This is a genomic window from Bradyrhizobium campsiandrae (genome assembly GCF_014529705.1).
GTDB lineage: Bacteria > Pseudomonadota > Alphaproteobacteria > Rhizobiales > Xanthobacteraceae > Bradyrhizobium > Bradyrhizobium campsiandrae.
The window spans coordinates 72,450-88,681 of sequence record NZ_JAANIH010000028.1; the positions used below are offsets into that span (position 1 = coordinate 72,450).

Sequence of the window (16,232 nt, forward strand, 5' to 3'; positions counted from 1 at the left end):
CTCCTTATGCCTTCGGCTGGAAGTTCGGGTGGATCACGGCGCCGTCCTTGGTCAGCGCGGTGGCCTTGACCAGCTCGTCGTCCCAGTTCACGGCGAGCTTCTTCTCTTTCTTGTCGACCATGGTCTCGATGAAGTTGAATAAATTGCGCGCGTAGAGGCTGGAGGCCGAGGCCGCGACGCGGCCGGCGACGTTGGTGTAGCCGACGATCTTGATGCCATCGAGGTCGACGACCTCGCCGGCCCTGACGCCCTCGACATTGCCGCCGCGCTCGACGGCGAGATCGACCAGCACCGAACCCGGCTTCATTGACTTCACCATCTCGGCCGAGACGAGCTTCGGCGCCGGCCGGCCCGGAATCAGCGCAGTGGTGATGACGATGTCCTGCTTCTTGATGTGCTCGGCGGTGAGCGCGGCCTGCTTGGCCTGGTACTCTTTCGACATTTCCTTGGCGTAGCCGCCGGCGGTCTGCGCGTTCTTGAACTCCTCGTCCTCGACGGCGAGGAATTTCGCACCCAGCGATTCGACCTGCTCCTTGGTTGCGGGGCGCACGTCGGTCGCGGTGACGACGGCGCCGAGCCGGCGCGCGGTCGCGATCGCCTGGAGGCCGGCGACGCCGACGCCCATCACGAACACTTTTGCGGCGGGCACGGTACCGGCCGCGGTCATCATCATCGGGAAGGCGCGGCCGAAGGCCTCGGCACCCTCGATCACCGCGCGGTAGCCGGCGAGGTTCGCCTGCGAGGACAGCACATCCATCACCTGCGCACGCGTGATGCGCGGCATCAATTCCATCGCGAAAGCGGAGACGCCGGCATCGGCGATCGTCTTCAGCGCGGCCTCGTTGCCGTAGGGATCCATGATCGCGATAACGATCGCGCCGCGCTTGTACTGCGCAAGCTCGGAGGCTTCAGGACGCTTCACCTTGATGATGATGTCGGCGTCCTTCAGCGCATCGGCACTGACGGTGGCGCCCACAGCGGTGAATTCGGAGTCCGGCAGGCCCGACTTGATACCGGCACCCGGCTCAACGGCGATGTCGGCACCCAGCGCCTTGAACTTCTTCACCGTATCAGGCGAAGCCGCGACACGCGGCTCCGACGGATCGATTTCCTTTGCAACGGCGATCTTCATAGGCCCTCCGGCAGTGAAGGGCGCTCCAACGTACGAGCCAACGCTTAGTCCGACACGATCCGCGAACAAGCGCAGGCTCAACTTGGATTCCCTGCTGCGCGCTCAGGTCTACAAGGCTTGACGAACGTCGCAAATGCCGAATAAGCGACGTTTTAGGACATCGTCGCGCCGATTACGACCGTGCGAAAAACTGCCGATTGAATGTCCTTGAGCCCTATTTGATGCGCACCCTGCGAGTCGTGAAGGAGCGACGAAGGGATCCAATTATTTTCTACAGCACGTTGTTCTCAAGGATGCCGATTGCGGGCACTTCGATACGGATTCTGTCGCCAGGCACAAGATACCGCGGTGGCTTATAGCCGATGCCGACGCCAGCTGGGGTGCCGGTTGCGATGATGTCACCGGTCTGCAGAGTAATCGAGCTCCCAATCGTCCTTATAAGGGTTGGAATGTCGAATATCAGTTGTCCGATTGACGCCGACTGCCGAAGCTCCCCGTTGACCCAAAGCTGAATCGTTTGAGCGCCAATATCCGCAATTTCATCAGCGGTGACGATACACGGGCCCATGGGAGCGAAGGTATCGATACCCTTGCCGAGAAGCCACTGCTTGTGGCGCTTCTGCAATTCGCGTGAAGTTACGTCATTGATGATTGTGTAGCCGAAAATGAACGACATTGGATCGTCCGCTGCCGCAACCCTTCCGGAACGTCCGATGATAACCGCGAGTTCTGCTTCATAATCGACGGAAGAATATGGGTCGAGCGCGCTGGCAATACCTGCGTGGGGGCCGACCACTGCCGAAGGTGGCTTCGAGAAAATGATCGGATACTCCGGAACCTCGTTGCCTCCAACAGACCCCGAGTCAAAGCCACTTGAGCCGAACTCCGTCGCATGCTCGTAGTAGTTTTTTCCGATGCAGAAGATGTTTCGGCTCGGTGTTCGTATCGGCGCAAGCAACTTCAGACCTGACGTTGAATGCCTGCTGCCGTTCGCGATCAGGCGCGCGATTGGCTCACGCAGGAAGTCGAAGCCTTTAATCATGTCGATCATGCGGGGTGCGATCCCTGCTTCGCTGAGATCGACAAACTCCTTCTCGTCAGCAGTCAGCACCCCAAGATGCTCAGCATCGTTCCGCAAAAATGTTATGAACTTCATGTCCGTTCTCTTGCTCGACTTCCGCTCACGGCGCCGATCGAAACTGGCGCTCTACTATCTTCGGTTAGACCAGCTTGCTTCGAACAGTAAGAATGGTCGCTGCTGCGATGATGCACGCGACTCCAGCCGCCGCGAAAGCCGGCAGGTAGGTAAGGAATGCATCACGCGTTGCGCCAGCGCCAAAGGCAGCTGTTGCTGACCCCAATTGGTGGGCAAGAAATATCCATCCGAAAACAACGGGGCCCTTCTCTCGACCGAATTCCTGTCCGGTCATTTTCACAGTGGGCGGGATGGTCGCGATCCAATCGAGGCCATAAAAGATGGCGAAGATACTCAATCCATAGATTGAGAAATCGGTAAACGGCAGCGCCAGCAGACTCAATCCACGAAGGCCGTAATACCAAAACAGCAGAAAGCGATTGTCGTATCTATCCGAGAGCCAGCCTGAGGCAATGGTGCCGACGAAGTCAAGCCCGCCCATCAGCGCGAGGATGCCAGAGGCTGTAATCGTTGCAACACCGTAATCGTGGCAGAGCGGAATGAAGTGGTTTTGCACAAGGCCGCTGGTTGACAATCCACACACGAAGAACGTTCCCGCCAGAACCCAAAATGTGCGATTACCTGCTGCGGTAGCGAGGGCAGAAAAACTGATTGCAAGAGCGCTCTGACCGGAACGCCGAGGTGGCGGCGGCAGCACAGAGCTATCACCGTACGATGGTAGATTGACGTCGCCGGGATGGTCCCGCACGATCAAAAGCACCAAGGCTAGGCAAACAAGACAAGCGGTGCCGGCCGGTAACATCGCATAGCGCCAGCCCAGGTGGTCCGAAAGCCAGGCCGCAACGGGCAGGAAGAGCAATTGTCCCGTAGCGTTGCTGGCGCTCAGTACGCCGATGACTAGGCCGCGCTGCTTTGTGAACCACCGCGTCGCAATTGTGGCGCCCAAGACGTTCGCCGTGACGCCGGTGGCAAGACCAATCATCAAGCCCCAAGTGAGCCACATCTGCCAGATCTCGGTCATTCGCGACGCCAGAACCAAGCCGACAACGATAAGCAACAGCGCGGTGGCAACCACAAGGCGCACGCCATAGCGTTGCAAGATTGCCGCCGCGAGAGGCGCAACCATGCCGTAGAGTAGAACCCTGACTGCAAGCGCCCCCGATATTTCCGCTAGATTCCAGCCAAGTTCGGACTTCAGCGGAAGCATCAGCACACCGACCATGCCCATCACCGCTGATGTCGACAGCATCGTCAAGAAGATCACAGTCACGACCGGCCATGCGTAGTGCACGTTCATTCTGGCGAATAGACGAGGCAGCAGATTGGACGCGAGCATGAAAGACATCCAGCGCAAATCGAGGTAGAGTCAGCGGATCAGCGGACCGATCCGACCTCCAAGTTGACAATTGCAAGGACGCGGTAAATAGCGTCCGTCTCCTGACCAAAATTGGCCTTTATTTGCTTTTGAACGCGCCGCCACAACGGCATTGCGGCTGCGAGCGCGGCGCGCCCCTCAGACGTAAGCTGCACAACTTTGCTTCGCTGATCCCTGCCACCGGCCAATGTCACGAGCCCGTCTCGCTCTAGCACTTTGAGATTTCGGCCGAGAGAACTGCGATCCAAGCCTACAATTTCGGCGAGCTCACTGATCGTCGGCTCGACAGCCTCCGCAGCGCGGCGAAGGACCCTGAACATGGTGATTTTCAATCCGCTTGGCTCGAGTGCCCGATCGTAGATCTCGGTCACTGCTTGAGCGGCCTGCCTGATGCTGGTGCATACACAAAGTTCGTCGGACATCCCACAGCCTGTGTACCGTTCGCTGACGTATGCGGAAGATCGGCTCTACCCTGCTTCGCCACCTCTCCTCACTTCGGGGCGTATTGCATTTCACCGTTGCCGAACGACCAGTTCTCCGGAGAGACCTCAACGAGGCTGATCCAGACATCTTCCGTGCGAATGCCTGTCTTTGAATGGATATCGTCTGCGACCTTGCGATAGAACGCCTTTTTCACATCAGTGGTGCGGCCAGCATTCCAAGTGATTTGGATAAAGACGATCCCGGGGGTGTATTCGACGCCGAGATAGCCTTCTTTTGGAAACACAAGCTCGCCGGCCGCGTGCGCCGAGACGATCATGAACTTGTCGTTGACCGGGACCTTCGCAGTTGAGGTCATCGCTTCGTAGATGATGTCTCCAATCGCCGCACGGGTTTCGGGTGAAGTGGAAGCATCGACGTCGATTCTCACTAGCGGCATTTCAAGTCCTCGTCTCAAGGAGTGGTCTATCGCGGGTATATACCCACATATTTGCCGAGCGCAACGCTCCTGGAATGTCAAAAACACGTCGATTTAGGTCACGCGCGGCTTATAGGTCGTCTTCAGCTCGGTGAGGAATCATTCTCATCTGCATGCATGTGCGCTGAGGACCGGTGGCAACATCGAGATGTGTCGGTAACGATCTCCCGATTGACGGGCGCGATAAACGCAGCTGGCCATCCGTCGACCTGGGGGCGTCCGGCGATGGCAGCAAACGCCAAGATCAACGCTGCAGCTGTCTCAAATCGACGTTTATATGGCATTTTCGACTTTGTCCGGGGGCATTATCCTTAGCGTTCAATCCTGAGTGCCTTTGAAGGGAATCGGTCATGAAGAGCCTGTGTCCTAAAGTCCCCCTTGGCAGGGAAGGCTTGGTCAAGCTGCATTCCGATACGATTTGGCACATCGGCTTTAAACATCCCATTCGTTCGGACGCGCTCTGAGGGAGACGGAATGAACCGGCTTCAAAAATTCGTGGAGCAAGGCGCTTATGGCGAGCGGCCGGGTCGAACCGCATACGCATTCAACGCAGCGCTGTTGCCGGAGCCGGCCAAGGGCCTTGATTGGCGACCGGTGACGAACTTCAATCCCGGGGATGCCATCCTCGATGAGCCGAGTCTGAAGGAGGTATTCGCGGCAGCGCTCAAGAACGGTTACTCGTTGGTGACCTGAAGATGTTGCTTCTGCGCACGACCCCGCTATGGAACGTTGATGCTTTATGCTTCTCGATGGATGCTACCGGGCAACTTATCTTTTTGCTCCGATAGTGGCCTTCGCCAGCTTGCCGCCCGGCTTCGCCCCAAGCCGTTAGGCAGCATTGCAGCGACCGCCGTCGATGATCTTGAAAAGGGCTCGTCGGTCCCTGTGAGCCGGGCGGGGAGTCGCCTGTTCCTCGCTATGCTGCCGATCCGAGGCAGGCACTTCTGGCGAAGCGAGATCCGATGTCGGAGCTTGAGCAGGCGCTGCTGGCAAAGTGCTCCTCACGGCTTCCTCCATCATTTCGAGGGCAATTTCGCCCTTCGCCGTCAGGCGCCAGCCAAACGAGTATCTCTGCACGAAGCCCAGGGAGAAGACGTCTAAGGAAGGAAAAACGGCGCCGAGCCGCTTGCTATAATCGGACCAATCAGGACCGCTGGTCGCCAAAAACGCTAGATCCCGCTTGATGTCAGCGTGCGTAGCCAGCCTGTTCGGATAGCTGGCAAGCGCCTTCAATATCGACACCTGAAAATTCACGGCACGCAACCAACAAGGATTGGACCAACGCGCCGCGAGCCGCGGCGAATTGCATGATACGAACAGATTCAAGCGCTTGGCACAATAGTCCAGAGGTTGAGGATCGAGGCTGGCCTGCAGCCTGACGCCATCGACCAGTTCAATTCGTTCCGATTGGAAATACCTGAAGGCTCGGGAGCTGCCAGAGCCCACTGTCGCCACCTTCGCCAGAAGATCCTTGATGGGCAGACATTCCGCCAATTTGTCCCGGACCAAGAGCCGGCATCGCATCTCGGCTCATGCCTCAAGCGTCTTTGAGCTTCTAGTAGGCTCGAACTTCGGGGGGCGAGGAAGGCCTTGCATCACCGTTGATGATGCCTCCTGAGAAACGGAGAGCTCTCCGAGCTAGAACGACTCGGGGCCCACCAAATGAAACTGCCGGGCTAAGCCTAAATTTAGTTGAGCGCTCAACAAATTTGTAACCGCAGCGCTAGAAATTTACTTCGGTTTAAGGCCGGTGCCCAATTTTGCCAGGTGCTGCGATTGGACGCAGATGAAGGGAAATGGGAATTCATGTCTTGGCTCAATAATTTTCGGATCGCGACCAAGATCGGCCTGATCGTCGCGATACTTGGTCTATTTACCGCGGCCATTGTGGGCTATTCGATCAAGAACATGCGCGACATGGACGCAGCCAGTACCTACATAATTCGCCACGTCGACAAGTCTGCGACACTTGCCGCTCGCGCCTCCCGTCGGGCAGAGAATTATTTGGCCAGCGCTTTCGAGCTCCTCGAGGAGACGACAGACGCCGGCAATGAGAAGCTCGCCTCCGAGGCGGCGGCCAGCCGCGAGCGTTATGGGTCCATCATGGACGAGGTCGCAACAACAATGCCTGAGAAGAGCGCGGATATAAGTTCCGTCGTCGCGAAGTTTAATAAGGCATTCGCGACGTGCGACCCGATCGTCAGTCAGGCGGCCACTTCGACGAACGCTACAGAAAAACAGCGATTCGGGGTGCGTCTCAAGGAGGCGTGCGTTCCCCTGATCAGCGACGGGATTAGAGCACAGGCCAAATTTGTCGATTCCGCGGTCGCGGATGGAGCGAGGCAATCCGATAAGCTTGTTTCCGATAATGAGGCCACGATGTTCGCGGTTGTTGCGACTGCCGCTTGCGGTATCGCGATCAGCTTCGCTCTAGCGATGTTGATCGGGATTAAGGGCCTCGCGCGCCCGATTGCGGCGTTGAAGGCGGTGATGGAGGCCTTCGCCCGCAACGAGCTCGAGCGCGAAGTGCCCGATACAGCCCGTCGCGACGAGCTCGGTGAAATGGCCAAAACCGTTGCCGTATTCAAGACGAATGCTATTCAGGTGCTGGCCTTGAGGGAGGCGCAGGCGCAGGCCGAGAAGGATGCCGCAGCACAAAGGAAGCAAGAGATGGCGAGGCTTGCCGACAACTTTGAAGCGGCTGTCGGAGAGATCATTGAAACTGTCTCATCCGCATCCACCGAGCTTGAAGCATCGGCGGGTGTGTTGAGCACCACGGCAGAACGTGCCAGCCAGTTGACAAAGGTAGTCGCACACGCATCCCAGGACGCGTCCAGCAACGTTCAATCAGTCGCGACCGCAACAGAGGAGCTTTCTTCATCGGTCAATGAAATCAGCCGCCAAGTGCAAGAATCGGCTCGCGCAGCGAATGACGCCGTGACACAGGCGCGGAGCGCGTCGGATCGGATGGGCGAGTTGTCCCGTGCAGCCGCGCGGATTGGCGACGTCGTAGAGCTGATCAACACAATAGCCGGACAGACCAACCTCCTCGCGCTGAACGCGACCATCGAGGCGGCACGTGCCGGCGAAGCGGGCCGGGGCTTCGCCGTCGTGGCTTCGGAAGTCAAGGCTCTGGCCGAACAAACGGGGAAGGCCACCGGAGAAATCGCTCAGCAGGTCAGCGGAATGCAGTCGGCGACCCAGGAGTCGGTCGGCGCCATCAAGGCAGTCAGCGGCACGATCGAGCGGCTGGCGGAGATTGCCTCCACCATCGCGGCCGCTGTGGAAGAGCAAGGGGCTGCAACCCAAGAGATCGCACGTAATGTTCAGCAAGCCGCGGCTGGTACCGAGCAGGTCACCGGAAACATAAGCGATGTGGAGCAAGGTGCGGGCGAAACGGGGGTCGCCTCATCTCAGGTATTGTCAGCTGCACAATCGCTGTCCAGCGACTCTGCGAAACTAAAGCTCGAAGTGGGCAAGTTCTTGCAAACAGTTCGAGCAGCATAATCAACGGGCAGCATTTTGGGTATCGTCGCCGAGGTCGCGAAGGAGTTCCAGTATAAAGACCTCCCTCCCCATCTAGTGGTGACCCTAGGTCAGGACGTTCCCATGATCGAATGCAAATACTGGCATGGGCCATAGGCTTTGACTGATGCGATTGCCAACATCTCGTATATCTGACTTGGCGCGTCACTAAGGCTGCTGTGGCGATGTTTATCCGCAATAGAAAATCGATGATCAAATAGATGGGCAATGCGGCTGCGGATCATTCACATTGCAAGATGGGCTCCGCCAAGAGATGGAAACTCGCTTCCGATATGCGCTGCGCACGCTTTGGCTATAGATGAGCACAGACACGACTTCATCCCTAAATTTTTGCACTGGCGTCAGCCCGCCAGGCACGACTATCAAACAGACTCGGTCCGCTGGGCACACTCAGACGTGGGTGGCGGGTACCAAAGCTCGAAGCCTATTGCTCGGAGGACGATGCCGGCACTTGCGGCTTGGCTTCATACGCTCGTGATTGACCCCGTCCTTCAACAACAAGACGTTTTGTTGTCGTCGTCGCGTCTTTCGTCCTCGTTCGTTGATGCTGGTTCTCGCTGCTTTGCTCCGTCTTCAAGACTTGTGTCGCTGCATGTCACACGCAAAGCTCAGGGCGCCGGCTTTAAGACTTGCCCTTTTGATTGGTTGATCGCTGTCTGCGTCGTCACATCCCTTGCTGTGACGGGAGAACCAAACTTTTTGTCACGCTGGCGACTGTAGGCGTCCAGCTTGCTTCTCAACTCTGCAGCGAGCTCTTGGCTCGACTCTTTCAATCCTTCGGAAACCGCTGTTGACGCGAGGAAAGGAGCATAAACCGTCCCTACATCAATCAACCAGGCCGCGCCAAGTCCGGCGATAACCTCAGGTGTGCCGGCCATAAGGGCCGTTTTGCCAACTCCGGACGCTTCAGCACCCCAGAAGATTTCGGCCTGTTTGGCAAGAGTGTAAACCTCTCTGGGATCTTGCCCACGCATAATAGACAGTGCGAGCTCTTTCCCCGTCCCCTTCGCCTGCTCGACGGCCAAATCCGGCACGGGATTAGTTCTGGTCTGGTGCTGCTCTTCCCCTTGTTGGTCTTCTGCGGCCTGGATATTCTGCAGGCTTGTCAAAGCATCCAGGATTTTTGGCTCAGCACGGCTGATCGTATACGGAGTTTCTGGATCAAATTTATCTGGCGATTGAGTTTTTTCGGCCCAACCATTTACCCAGCTTGCGTAGGCGTACCTTTGCATATCTGTAGGATGCTTCGGCAGCCACGGTTCGAACATAATCGAGGTGTTGGGCTTCGAGATGATAGCCGGTCCGACGGCCCTTCCTGTCTCAGGTTGCGGTGCGGCAGGCGCAGAATAATTCGCGGTTCGCGCATTCGCTATCACGACTCGCGGGCGTTGTTGTTGGAAAGCTAATGAGCGGTGGAATGTGTCATGGTCCTGGAAACTCATAGTCGCTGAAATGTCCACGCGACCGGATGGACCATTCGCAGATGAATGCGATCCAAATGGAGCGCCGGATTGGGACTGCGAAGTGTTGCCAGTGGGGGGCTGACGACCATCCGCAGCAGAAGGGCCGTCCTTGTAGTAGGCCACCGCAACTACGCCAGCTCCCGCGATGGCGGTCGCGCTGCCAGCTAAAATGCCAGATGTTGCTCCTGCTGTTATCACAACGCCACCACCGGTGGAGGCTGTCGCCACTGAAACGACCTGGACGCCCTGAACTGTGACTGTAAGGGCATAGCCCTCGTAGAGGATCAAATATCCGCCGCCCGCAATCAGTGCGACACCAATAACCGTCTCCCAGGGATGCTTTCCAACAAACTGACCAGCTCCTTCAAAAGCGTGCCCGGAGTCGTGGGCTGCTTTCTCCAATGCGTCTCCGGTTTGGTGCGCCGCAGTTTCTATGGCGTGACCGCTATCATCGACGCCCTTTACGACGGCGTTGACACCGTCATTGATTCCTTTTCCGATGGCGTTGCCGCCATCTTGTAGGCCTTTTGTGACGGCATTAGCCCCATCATCTATGACCTTTCCGGTCTGCTTTACGATATTGCCAGGGCTCAGGCCTCCGTTTGAAAGATTGCACCCAACGTCGAAGACTCCTCCGCAGGCGAGCGCCGAGGGACTGTGGAACGCCATCCCAACGACCGCAGCCGAGGCCAGATAAAACTTTGCAATTCGGCCAATCATCTTTCGTCCCCGCGAAGCTGAAGCCCAACCCTTCAATTGGTCGAGCTTCGCATCCTCTCGGTTCGGCCGAACGAGCGAATTATCCGCCACCAAGTTTAGTGGTCTGCCGGTAGTGGACTGATGGCCGCGTGAACCACCAAGGATCCACATCCCAAACCGGACGTCCATCGGTCACCTGATCTACACCCCGTCTACTTCTGACGCCCATTCTGATTTCGACGAAATCGCCTCGATTGATCGTTCGGGGAGGCCGCGTCAATGTCATTCGGACAGGTTTCGACAAAATGTCGGGCTTCGTTCCGCGTTCCCCATGTTCATCCAAATTAGAATTTGCGGCGAACAATTTAGGCCGGATTCAGGCCAATCGAGCCTGAATAGGTCATCGCCTCAGCTTATGCAGGCCGCACCGGTAAATTATGTGATAAATCATATGGACCACTAGACTTGGCCAATTGACCGTGCCGACATGGCGCGGTCAGGATTCGGAGAGCGATTTCCCACTAGAAGTTCGCAGATCGCGAAAGCACTGGGGCGCAACGTACGGCGATTGCGGAAGGATAGGGGCTGGACACAGGATGAGCTGGCCGCGAAGCTCAACGTCGAGCAAACGGCTGTTAGTTTGATTGAGAATGCGCGGGCCAATCCGACGCTAGAGACATTGGAAGCGATTGCCGTCTGCCTCGGCGTCAAGTTTGCTGAGCTCTTCGAGGCACGCGCGACGAAATAGCGGAAGGCCTACCGGATCCGAATTCCCTTGGCCGCCGCCCCTTCGAACTGAAAGCAAATACCCGCCTCTTCAAACGTAAGCCGCATTTTGGCGAGTGTGGACGCGTACGGCACCGAGTGACCAAGCTCGAAGCGAGTGATGGTCTTCTCTGAGATGCCTGTTCGATCAGCTAACTCCTGCTTGCTCCAGTTTAACCAAGCTCGAGCCGCCCGGGCCTGCGCTGCGGTGAGCAGTTCATTAACCATAAGTGCTGCCGGCACGGGACATCTCGCGAAGCCTATGGTACCTTCTAGACGCTTTCCGCTAGGCCTACACGCAGGGGACCATAAGCTCCTCGAGCCAGCATAGCCGATCGAGCCGTCCTGCTGCGCATTCTAATCCTTGAATGGGATTTAGTCGCGAGGCGATTGAAAGATCAAATCCCCTGGCTAACGCGGTCGCCGCCAAGGCGGTGGTTCGACCGTGCTTCCTCGACCTTCATAGCGCTTGTTCGGCGCAATACTTCCTCAGACCTGTACCGCATCCGCCGGTGTCTTTGTCGGGCATTTCGTTCGGCTGCATTTATGTGATTTATCATATGACTGGAGATATGTCGATGCACAAGGACTGGTCGAATCCTTCCGAGCGCCCGCCTCGCCCCTCTCGATCGAGCTCACGCACAGATTTCCTTGAACGAGCTCGCCGAAACGTGCCGGTTCAGGTCCTTTTTCCCCATCCGCTAAGCTGGTGGAGAACGCGGCGTCCAGAGCATTTCAAGGAAGTTGACATCTACATTGCTCGCCATGTTCTGACTAAGTCAGCGATCATCGGCGAATCCCACTGGCACTTGGGCGCAGCCGGTAACCTGGCAATTGCGATCAACGTCGCCCACCGAGCAAACAAGAAGCGTGGTGGGTCGCTCGTTTCAGTTGATGTGGCTATGACTGCGGTCCTTTGTATCGCTCTCGAAGGCAATGTCGAAGCGAAGCTGTTTCTCGCGGCCATTCTCCATCAGCGTTCCGAGATCGATCAAGTATTCGGCGAACTATCCGATAGGTGGCTCGAGTTCGCGCCACCTTGGACGTGAGGCCGAACCGGTCCCTGAGCCGCGCCGCTATCTAGTCGCTTGCGCGAGCGCGCATCGCATTCCCGATAACGGTAGTTCATCAATGCAGTACGCGAAGTACATCGCCAGTGACACGTGGCGGAACAACCCCGTTAGGCTCCGGGAATTCGAGTCGGCAGGATTTCAATGCCGCCTTTGTCCCAATTCTCCACGAACCGGGCACGTCTTAGAGGCTCACCATAGGACCTATGAGCGCTTTGGTTCCGAGATCGATGGAGACCTAACAGCGCTCTGTCGTGCGTGCCACCACGGCGTGACCTCGATGCTGCGTGCGCGCCGCTATGCGGAGCTCGGCCCTCCTGAAGCACAAGATTATCGTGGGCCGCAATCCGGCGAACTGTTCGATCCCTCCAGTCCAGGAGCTTGCAAGTGAGCGTGTCCAAAATTGCATTCCGACTTATCGGCGTTGGACCGATGCTGATGCACAGTAGCGCTCTGGCCGACCCGTTGAATCCCCAAACCAGGGCTCTCTTTGCTATCACTTCAAAGAAGCCGAAGACTGATGCCGATCATGAGAGAATAGCTGAGCTGGAATGGCATGGCTCGTTGTGGCTGTATAAGGGTCGCCCGTGTCTACCACCTCACACTCTCAAGCGTGTGCTGGTTGATGGCGCAAAATTGCGGAGAAAAAGCGCGGTGGTGCGCGCAGCGTTTCGCGCCGATGGTCCCGCAATTTTAAAGTACGATGGACCGGCCACCGTCGCAGAGCTTTGGGCTGATCATAGATTTCGACACCGCGAGATGGTCCGTGTCCATGACTCCCTTACCGCTCGGACACGCCCATGTTTCCCGGAATGGAGTGCGGAGGTGAGGGCAACGTTCCTTCCATCAATGATCAATAGGTCCGAGATCATAGAGTATCTCAAGCTCTCCGGACCGTACGGTCTCGGCGACTACAGACCAGAGTTCGGACGCTTTCTCGTCGAAGAGATGTCGTCCTGATCCACTGACCCGCCAAGTGGCCTTCCACTTGGCGCATGGCAAGGCGTGGCGGGGCACGGCGAGGCATGGCACGGCCCGATCCGGCTCATTGAGACTGACCTCAACCCTAATCTAACGACACCACCTGCCCTTAGTGGGGAACGGCGGAGCATTGAATATGCGCTCTGAATTAGAGACCGACGGACTCTCTCCAGCGCCATTGAATGAGCGGATTATGAGCTATTGGCGTAGCTTGCCCGCCCAGGCCTTTGATACGCCGCAACGGGCTGATGTTCACGAATTGCTTCGGAGCCTCTCCTCGACTTCGCCGGAGTGGCGTGCGGCGATCGCAGGCGACGCACCATCCGCGATCGGTATCGCACTGCGTTTTTGGCCACTCCATACCGTCTGCCCGATCACCGATGTTGTCATGACGATCTTACTGGCCGCCGCCCTCAAGGACGCCGCTGCGGCCAGTGTGCTCTCCACCTCATTGAAGCAAATACCGATCAGCCACCGCAGGCGAACTACGCTCTCTAAGTCGTGGGTACTCCATCAAACCATCTTGGCAGGACTTGCGGCCGCCGCAGCGCATGCGCCTCGGCCGCAACGGAGGAAATCATGAAGTCTCCACTTATGGGCCCTCTCGAAGCGGCAACCTATCGACGTCTCTGGCGATCCGCCAGACGGTTTAGAAGCAGCTTAGTGAGATCAACATCGGCCGCTGGTCGAGCAGACGATCTTTCCGCCGCCGACGACGTCGATTCGGTGGCCGGCTTGAACCAGAAGGGCAGAAGGGTCACTCTAAGGGAAGCATCGACCAGGCTGGCCTCAGGTTCTCAGACAACCCGCCCCGCAGAAGGACCCTTGGCCGTATCGCTGGCAAGAAAGCCCGTCCCGCCTCACCGGATTGCCGCTTCCTTGCTCTTCGCTCGCACCTTCGACGAACGACCACAGCTTTTGCGAGGAATTCGCGGAGGGGCGCCAATTATCATCATCGATATCGGCGATCGCATCATGTTGGACGAAGTAGCGCTCGCTTGGCAGCGCATCCTGTTCGGCGACGACGACAAACTGGATGGCATTTCTATCGTTGATCGAAACGATTCCACGCCTGAAATCCACTTCATGATAGTGAAGGAGCCTCCAAAGCCTCAAGTCCGAGCGAGCAACGGGGATATTACGCTTGAAGAACTCAGCATGGCTCGGCCCATCATCGCCATCTCGCCGGCCGCCAAGAGCCATTTGCCCGATGTATTGATCCGGGCAGCTACGGAGCGGATTAATTTTCCAACGCTTGATTTAGCTACCATCGCGCAAATCATAAGGATTGTCACCGGTAAGACAATTCGACAGCCCATCGACGCAAATATCGTCGAGCGTACCACGTTAGCCGATCTCGTCGTCGCTGTGCGGTACGACCGCACACCGGCGGAATGCGTTGCGGAACTGCGACGTTTGAGCATGGCCAAGGAGAACCTAAAGGCGTCGCGTGAACTGGCGCTCGTGGACTTGCACGGAATCGAAGAAGCCCGCACATGGGCCGAAGCTGCGATCTCTGATATTAAAGCCTGGAGAGATGGTCGCATCCCCTGGTCTCAAGTGCCGTCTGGAATCGCACTTAGCGGTCCGCCAGGTTGCGGCAAGACTACGTTTGCTGCGGTGTTTTGCCGTGAGGCTGGCTTGCATATGGTCGCCGCGACCCTTGCGAAGTGGCAAAGTTCTGGCGAAGCACACCTCGGCCATCTGCTGCGTGCAATGCGACAAGATTTCGAAGAGGCGCGTGCAAATGTTCCGTCCTGCGTTTTCATCGACGAGATTGATTCCTTTCCGAGCCGGTCCGGCGTGACCCACAGCCATCGAGACTACGTCGTTGAGGTGGTCAATGCCCTCTTAGCAGAGGTCGATGGCATTAAGGGACGCGATGGCGTTGTCGTCATCGGCGCGAGCAACGAGATAACTCGTTGCGAGCCGGCGCTCCTGCGAGCGGGGCGCTTGGAAAAGATCGTCACGATCGGCCTACCGTCCGCGGTTGAGCTCGAGCTGATGTTTCGGGTTCGGCTCAAGTCCGACCTGGCGCAAGAAGATCTCGCGACAATAGTGGAATTGACCACAGGCATGGTCGGCGCGGATGTCGAACGCATCGTCAAGGATGCGCGGAGGTTCGCTCGTCAGGCCGACGATAGAGCAATGACGCTAAGCGATTTACGAAACGCGATCGTAAGGCCAGAGGTTCGACCGACCGAGCAGCGTTGGAGGCACTGTGTCCACGAGGCAGCCCATTTGCTGGTCGACGTCATTCTATTCGGACCCGACGGTGTTCTTGCGACCATGGCTTCAATCGGTCGAGCGGGCGGCAGATCTGTTCGCACCATCGATCCCGGGCGGTTCTTCGGTACGCCAGACGACTATCGTCGCCGCCTTCAGGTGATTCTCGCAGGTCGTGCCGGCGAGGAGTGCTTGTTGGGTAGCGTCTCCCATGGAGCCGGCGGGGAGCCAGGTTTGGGCTCGGACCTGGAGGAGGCTACTCAACTTGCCTCCGCAATGGTCACCCGTCTCGGGCTCGCCGGAACGGGCTATCTAACCTACTTCGGGCGAAGCCAGAACGTCCGGGACGAACTTGCATTCGCGGAGATTCGGGAAGCTATCGGACGGGAGCTGAGCGATGCCGCTATGGCCGCCGAGATCCTTGTGCGTGCGCACCGACGCGCGTTGGAAGCTGTGGCTCGGCTGCTGCTCAGCAGTGGCCGAGCAAGCGGCGCGGACGTAGCGGAGGTGCTTCGGGGACGCGGAAGCGATCGAACGGCGCGGAGGGTTGATCCGCTCAGGGCACACGGGTTGGCTGGCTCTGAACGATCGTGGTCCGCCAAGGATTCGCCCACCGCACGGGAGCCGAACTGATGGCTGAGCGTTGCAGCGAATCCTTGCCCGCGCGAATCCTTGAGCGTCCCCATCCGCATCTTTGGGGCGACGACGAATTACTTACGTTGCCCGAAGCAGCTGCTCTGTTCTGGCCGCAGGGCCCTCTCGCTACTCGCAGCCTGCGCACGGCTGTCCGGGCTGGACAACTCGGTACGGTGACTATCGCTGGCAAAATGCTTACTACCAAGCGGCAGTTGGCCAGGATGGCGGAGTGTGAAAATCGGAGGCCAGCGCGACCAGCAGAGC

At 57.8% G+C, this 16,232-nt stretch carries 14 protein-coding genes; 6 read left to right on the forward strand and 8 right to left on the reverse strand.

What is annotated here, in order from left to right:
• Positions 1-4: 4 nt before the first annotated feature.
• The 5 genes from G8O24_RS21440 to G8O24_RS21460 form a co-directional block, all read right to left on the reverse strand.
• Complete coding sequence (locus G8O24_RS21440) at positions 5-1,132, reverse strand: Re/Si-specific NAD(P)(+) transhydrogenase subunit alpha (RefSeq protein ID WP_188102770.1); 1,128 nt, start codon at positions 1,130-1,132, stop codon at positions 5-7.
• Positions 1,133-1,403: 271 nt separating this feature from the next.
• Positions 1,404-2,288: a fumarylacetoacetate hydrolase family protein gene (locus tag G8O24_RS21445; protein WP_188102772.1), complete on the reverse strand. Its 885-nt coding sequence runs from the start codon at positions 2,286-2,288 to the stop codon at positions 1,404-1,406.
• A 64-nt stretch (positions 2,289-2,352) separates the two neighbouring features.
• Positions 2,353-3,624, reverse strand: coding sequence for an MFS transporter (locus G8O24_RS21450; protein ID WP_188102774.1), 1,272 nt, complete (start codon positions 3,622-3,624; stop codon positions 2,353-2,355).
• 38 nt (positions 3,625-3,662) lie between these two features.
• Positions 3,663-4,085: a MarR family winged helix-turn-helix transcriptional regulator gene (locus G8O24_RS21455; RefSeq protein ID WP_188102776.1), complete on the reverse strand. Its 423-nt coding sequence runs from the start codon at positions 4,083-4,085 to the stop codon at positions 3,663-3,665.
• A gap of 68 nt (positions 4,086-4,153) precedes the next feature.
• Positions 4,154-4,543 carry a tautomerase family protein gene (locus G8O24_RS21460; RefSeq protein ID WP_188102778.1) on the reverse strand — a complete coding sequence of 130 codons (390 nt, stop codon included), beginning with the start codon at positions 4,541-4,543 and terminating at the stop codon, positions 4,154-4,156.
• Between the two features lie 513 nt (positions 4,544-5,056).
• Here G8O24_RS21460 and G8O24_RS21465 point away from each other — a divergent pair.
• A complete protein-coding gene (locus G8O24_RS21465) occupies positions 5,057-5,275 on the forward strand; it encodes a hypothetical protein (protein WP_188102780.1) in 219 nt (72 codons plus the stop codon).
• Between the two features lie 135 nt (positions 5,276-5,410).
• Here G8O24_RS21465 and G8O24_RS21470 read toward each other — a convergent pair whose 3' ends face one another.
• Positions 5,411-6,091, reverse strand: a complete 681-nt coding sequence (locus G8O24_RS21470; protein ID WP_188102782.1) for a hypothetical protein — start codon at positions 6,089-6,091, stop codon at positions 5,411-5,413.
• 297 nt (positions 6,092-6,388) lie between these two features.
• Between G8O24_RS21470 and G8O24_RS21475 the strand changes: the two genes are divergently transcribed.
• Entirely contained in the window at positions 6,389-8,089 is a 1,701-nt protein-coding gene (locus tag G8O24_RS21475) for a methyl-accepting chemotaxis protein (protein ID WP_188102835.1), read from the forward strand.
• 647 nt (positions 8,090-8,736) lie between these two features.
• Here G8O24_RS21475 and G8O24_RS21485 read toward each other — a convergent pair.
• A complete protein-coding gene (locus tag G8O24_RS21485; protein ID WP_188102786.1) occupies positions 8,737-10,311 on the reverse strand; it encodes a hypothetical protein in 1,575 nt (524 codons plus the stop codon).
• 466 nt (positions 10,312-10,777) lie between these two features.
• On the opposite strand from G8O24_RS21485, the gene G8O24_RS21490 reads away from it, so the two are divergent.
• Positions 10,778-11,038, forward strand: coding sequence for a helix-turn-helix domain-containing protein (locus tag G8O24_RS21490; RefSeq protein ID WP_188102787.1), 261 nt, complete (start codon positions 10,778-10,780; stop codon positions 11,036-11,038).
• Between the two features lie 8 nt (positions 11,039-11,046).
• On the opposite strand, the gene G8O24_RS21495 is transcribed toward G8O24_RS21490, so the two are convergent.
• Positions 11,047-11,298, reverse strand: coding sequence for a helix-turn-helix domain-containing protein (locus tag G8O24_RS21495; protein ID WP_311972245.1), 252 nt, complete (start codon positions 11,296-11,298; stop codon positions 11,047-11,049).
• A 125-nt stretch (positions 11,299-11,423) separates the two neighbouring features.
• Between G8O24_RS21495 and G8O24_RS21500 the strand changes: the two genes are divergently transcribed.
• From G8O24_RS21500 to G8O24_RS21510, 3 genes are all read left to right on the forward strand, one after another.
• On the forward strand, positions 11,424-12,104 hold the full coding sequence (locus G8O24_RS21500; protein WP_188102789.1) for a hypothetical protein: 681 nt from the start codon (positions 11,424-11,426) through the stop codon (positions 12,102-12,104).
• Between the two features lie 1,195 nt (positions 12,105-13,299).
• Positions 13,300-13,689 carry a hypothetical protein gene (locus tag G8O24_RS21505; protein WP_188102791.1) on the forward strand — a complete coding sequence of 130 codons (390 nt, stop codon included), beginning with the start codon at positions 13,300-13,302 and terminating at the stop codon, positions 13,687-13,689.
• Positions 13,690-13,931: 242 nt separating this feature from the next.
• Positions 13,932-15,965 carry an AAA family ATPase gene (locus G8O24_RS21510; RefSeq protein ID WP_188102793.1) on the forward strand — a complete coding sequence of 678 codons (2,034 nt, stop codon included), beginning with the start codon at positions 13,932-13,934 and terminating at the stop codon, positions 15,963-15,965.
• Positions 15,966-16,232 lie beyond the last annotated feature (267 nt).

Excerpts from the sequence above, each read along its gene's own strand:
- G8O24_RS21440 (WP_188102770.1), bottom strand. The coding sequence starts at position 1,132 with ATGAAGATCGCCGTTGCAAAGGAAATCGATCCGTCGGAGCCGCGTGTC.
- G8O24_RS21445 (WP_188102772.1), bottom strand. The coding sequence starts at position 2,288 with ATGAAGTTCATAACATTTTTGCGGAACGATGCTGAGCATCTTGGGGTG.
- G8O24_RS21450 (WP_188102774.1), bottom strand. The coding sequence starts at position 3,624 with ATGCTCGCGTCCAATCTGCTGCCTCGTCTATTCGCCAGAATGAACGTG.
- G8O24_RS21455 (WP_188102776.1), bottom strand. The coding sequence starts at position 4,085 with ATGTCCGACGAACTTTGTGTATGCACCAGCATCAGGCAGGCCGCTCAA.
- G8O24_RS21460 (WP_188102778.1), bottom strand. The coding sequence starts at position 4,543 with ATGCCGCTAGTGAGAATCGACGTCGATGCTTCCACTTCACCCGAAACC.
- G8O24_RS21465 (WP_188102780.1), top strand. The coding sequence starts at position 5,057 with ATGAACCGGCTTCAAAAATTCGTGGAGCAAGGCGCTTATGGCGAGCGG.
- G8O24_RS21475 (WP_188102835.1), top strand. The coding sequence starts at position 6,389 with ATGTCTTGGCTCAATAATTTTCGGATCGCGACCAAGATCGGCCTGATC.
- G8O24_RS21485 (WP_188102786.1), bottom strand. The coding sequence starts at position 10,311 with ATGATTGGCCGAATTGCAAAGTTTTATCTGGCCTCGGCTGCGGTCGTT.
- G8O24_RS21490 (WP_188102787.1), top strand. The coding sequence starts at position 10,778 with ATGGCGCGGTCAGGATTCGGAGAGCGATTTCCCACTAGAAGTTCGCAG.
- G8O24_RS21500 (WP_188102789.1), top strand. The coding sequence starts at position 11,424 with ATGGGATTTAGTCGCGAGGCGATTGAAAGATCAAATCCCCTGGCTAAC.
- G8O24_RS21505 (WP_188102791.1), top strand. The coding sequence starts at position 13,300 with ATGAGCTATTGGCGTAGCTTGCCCGCCCAGGCCTTTGATACGCCGCAA.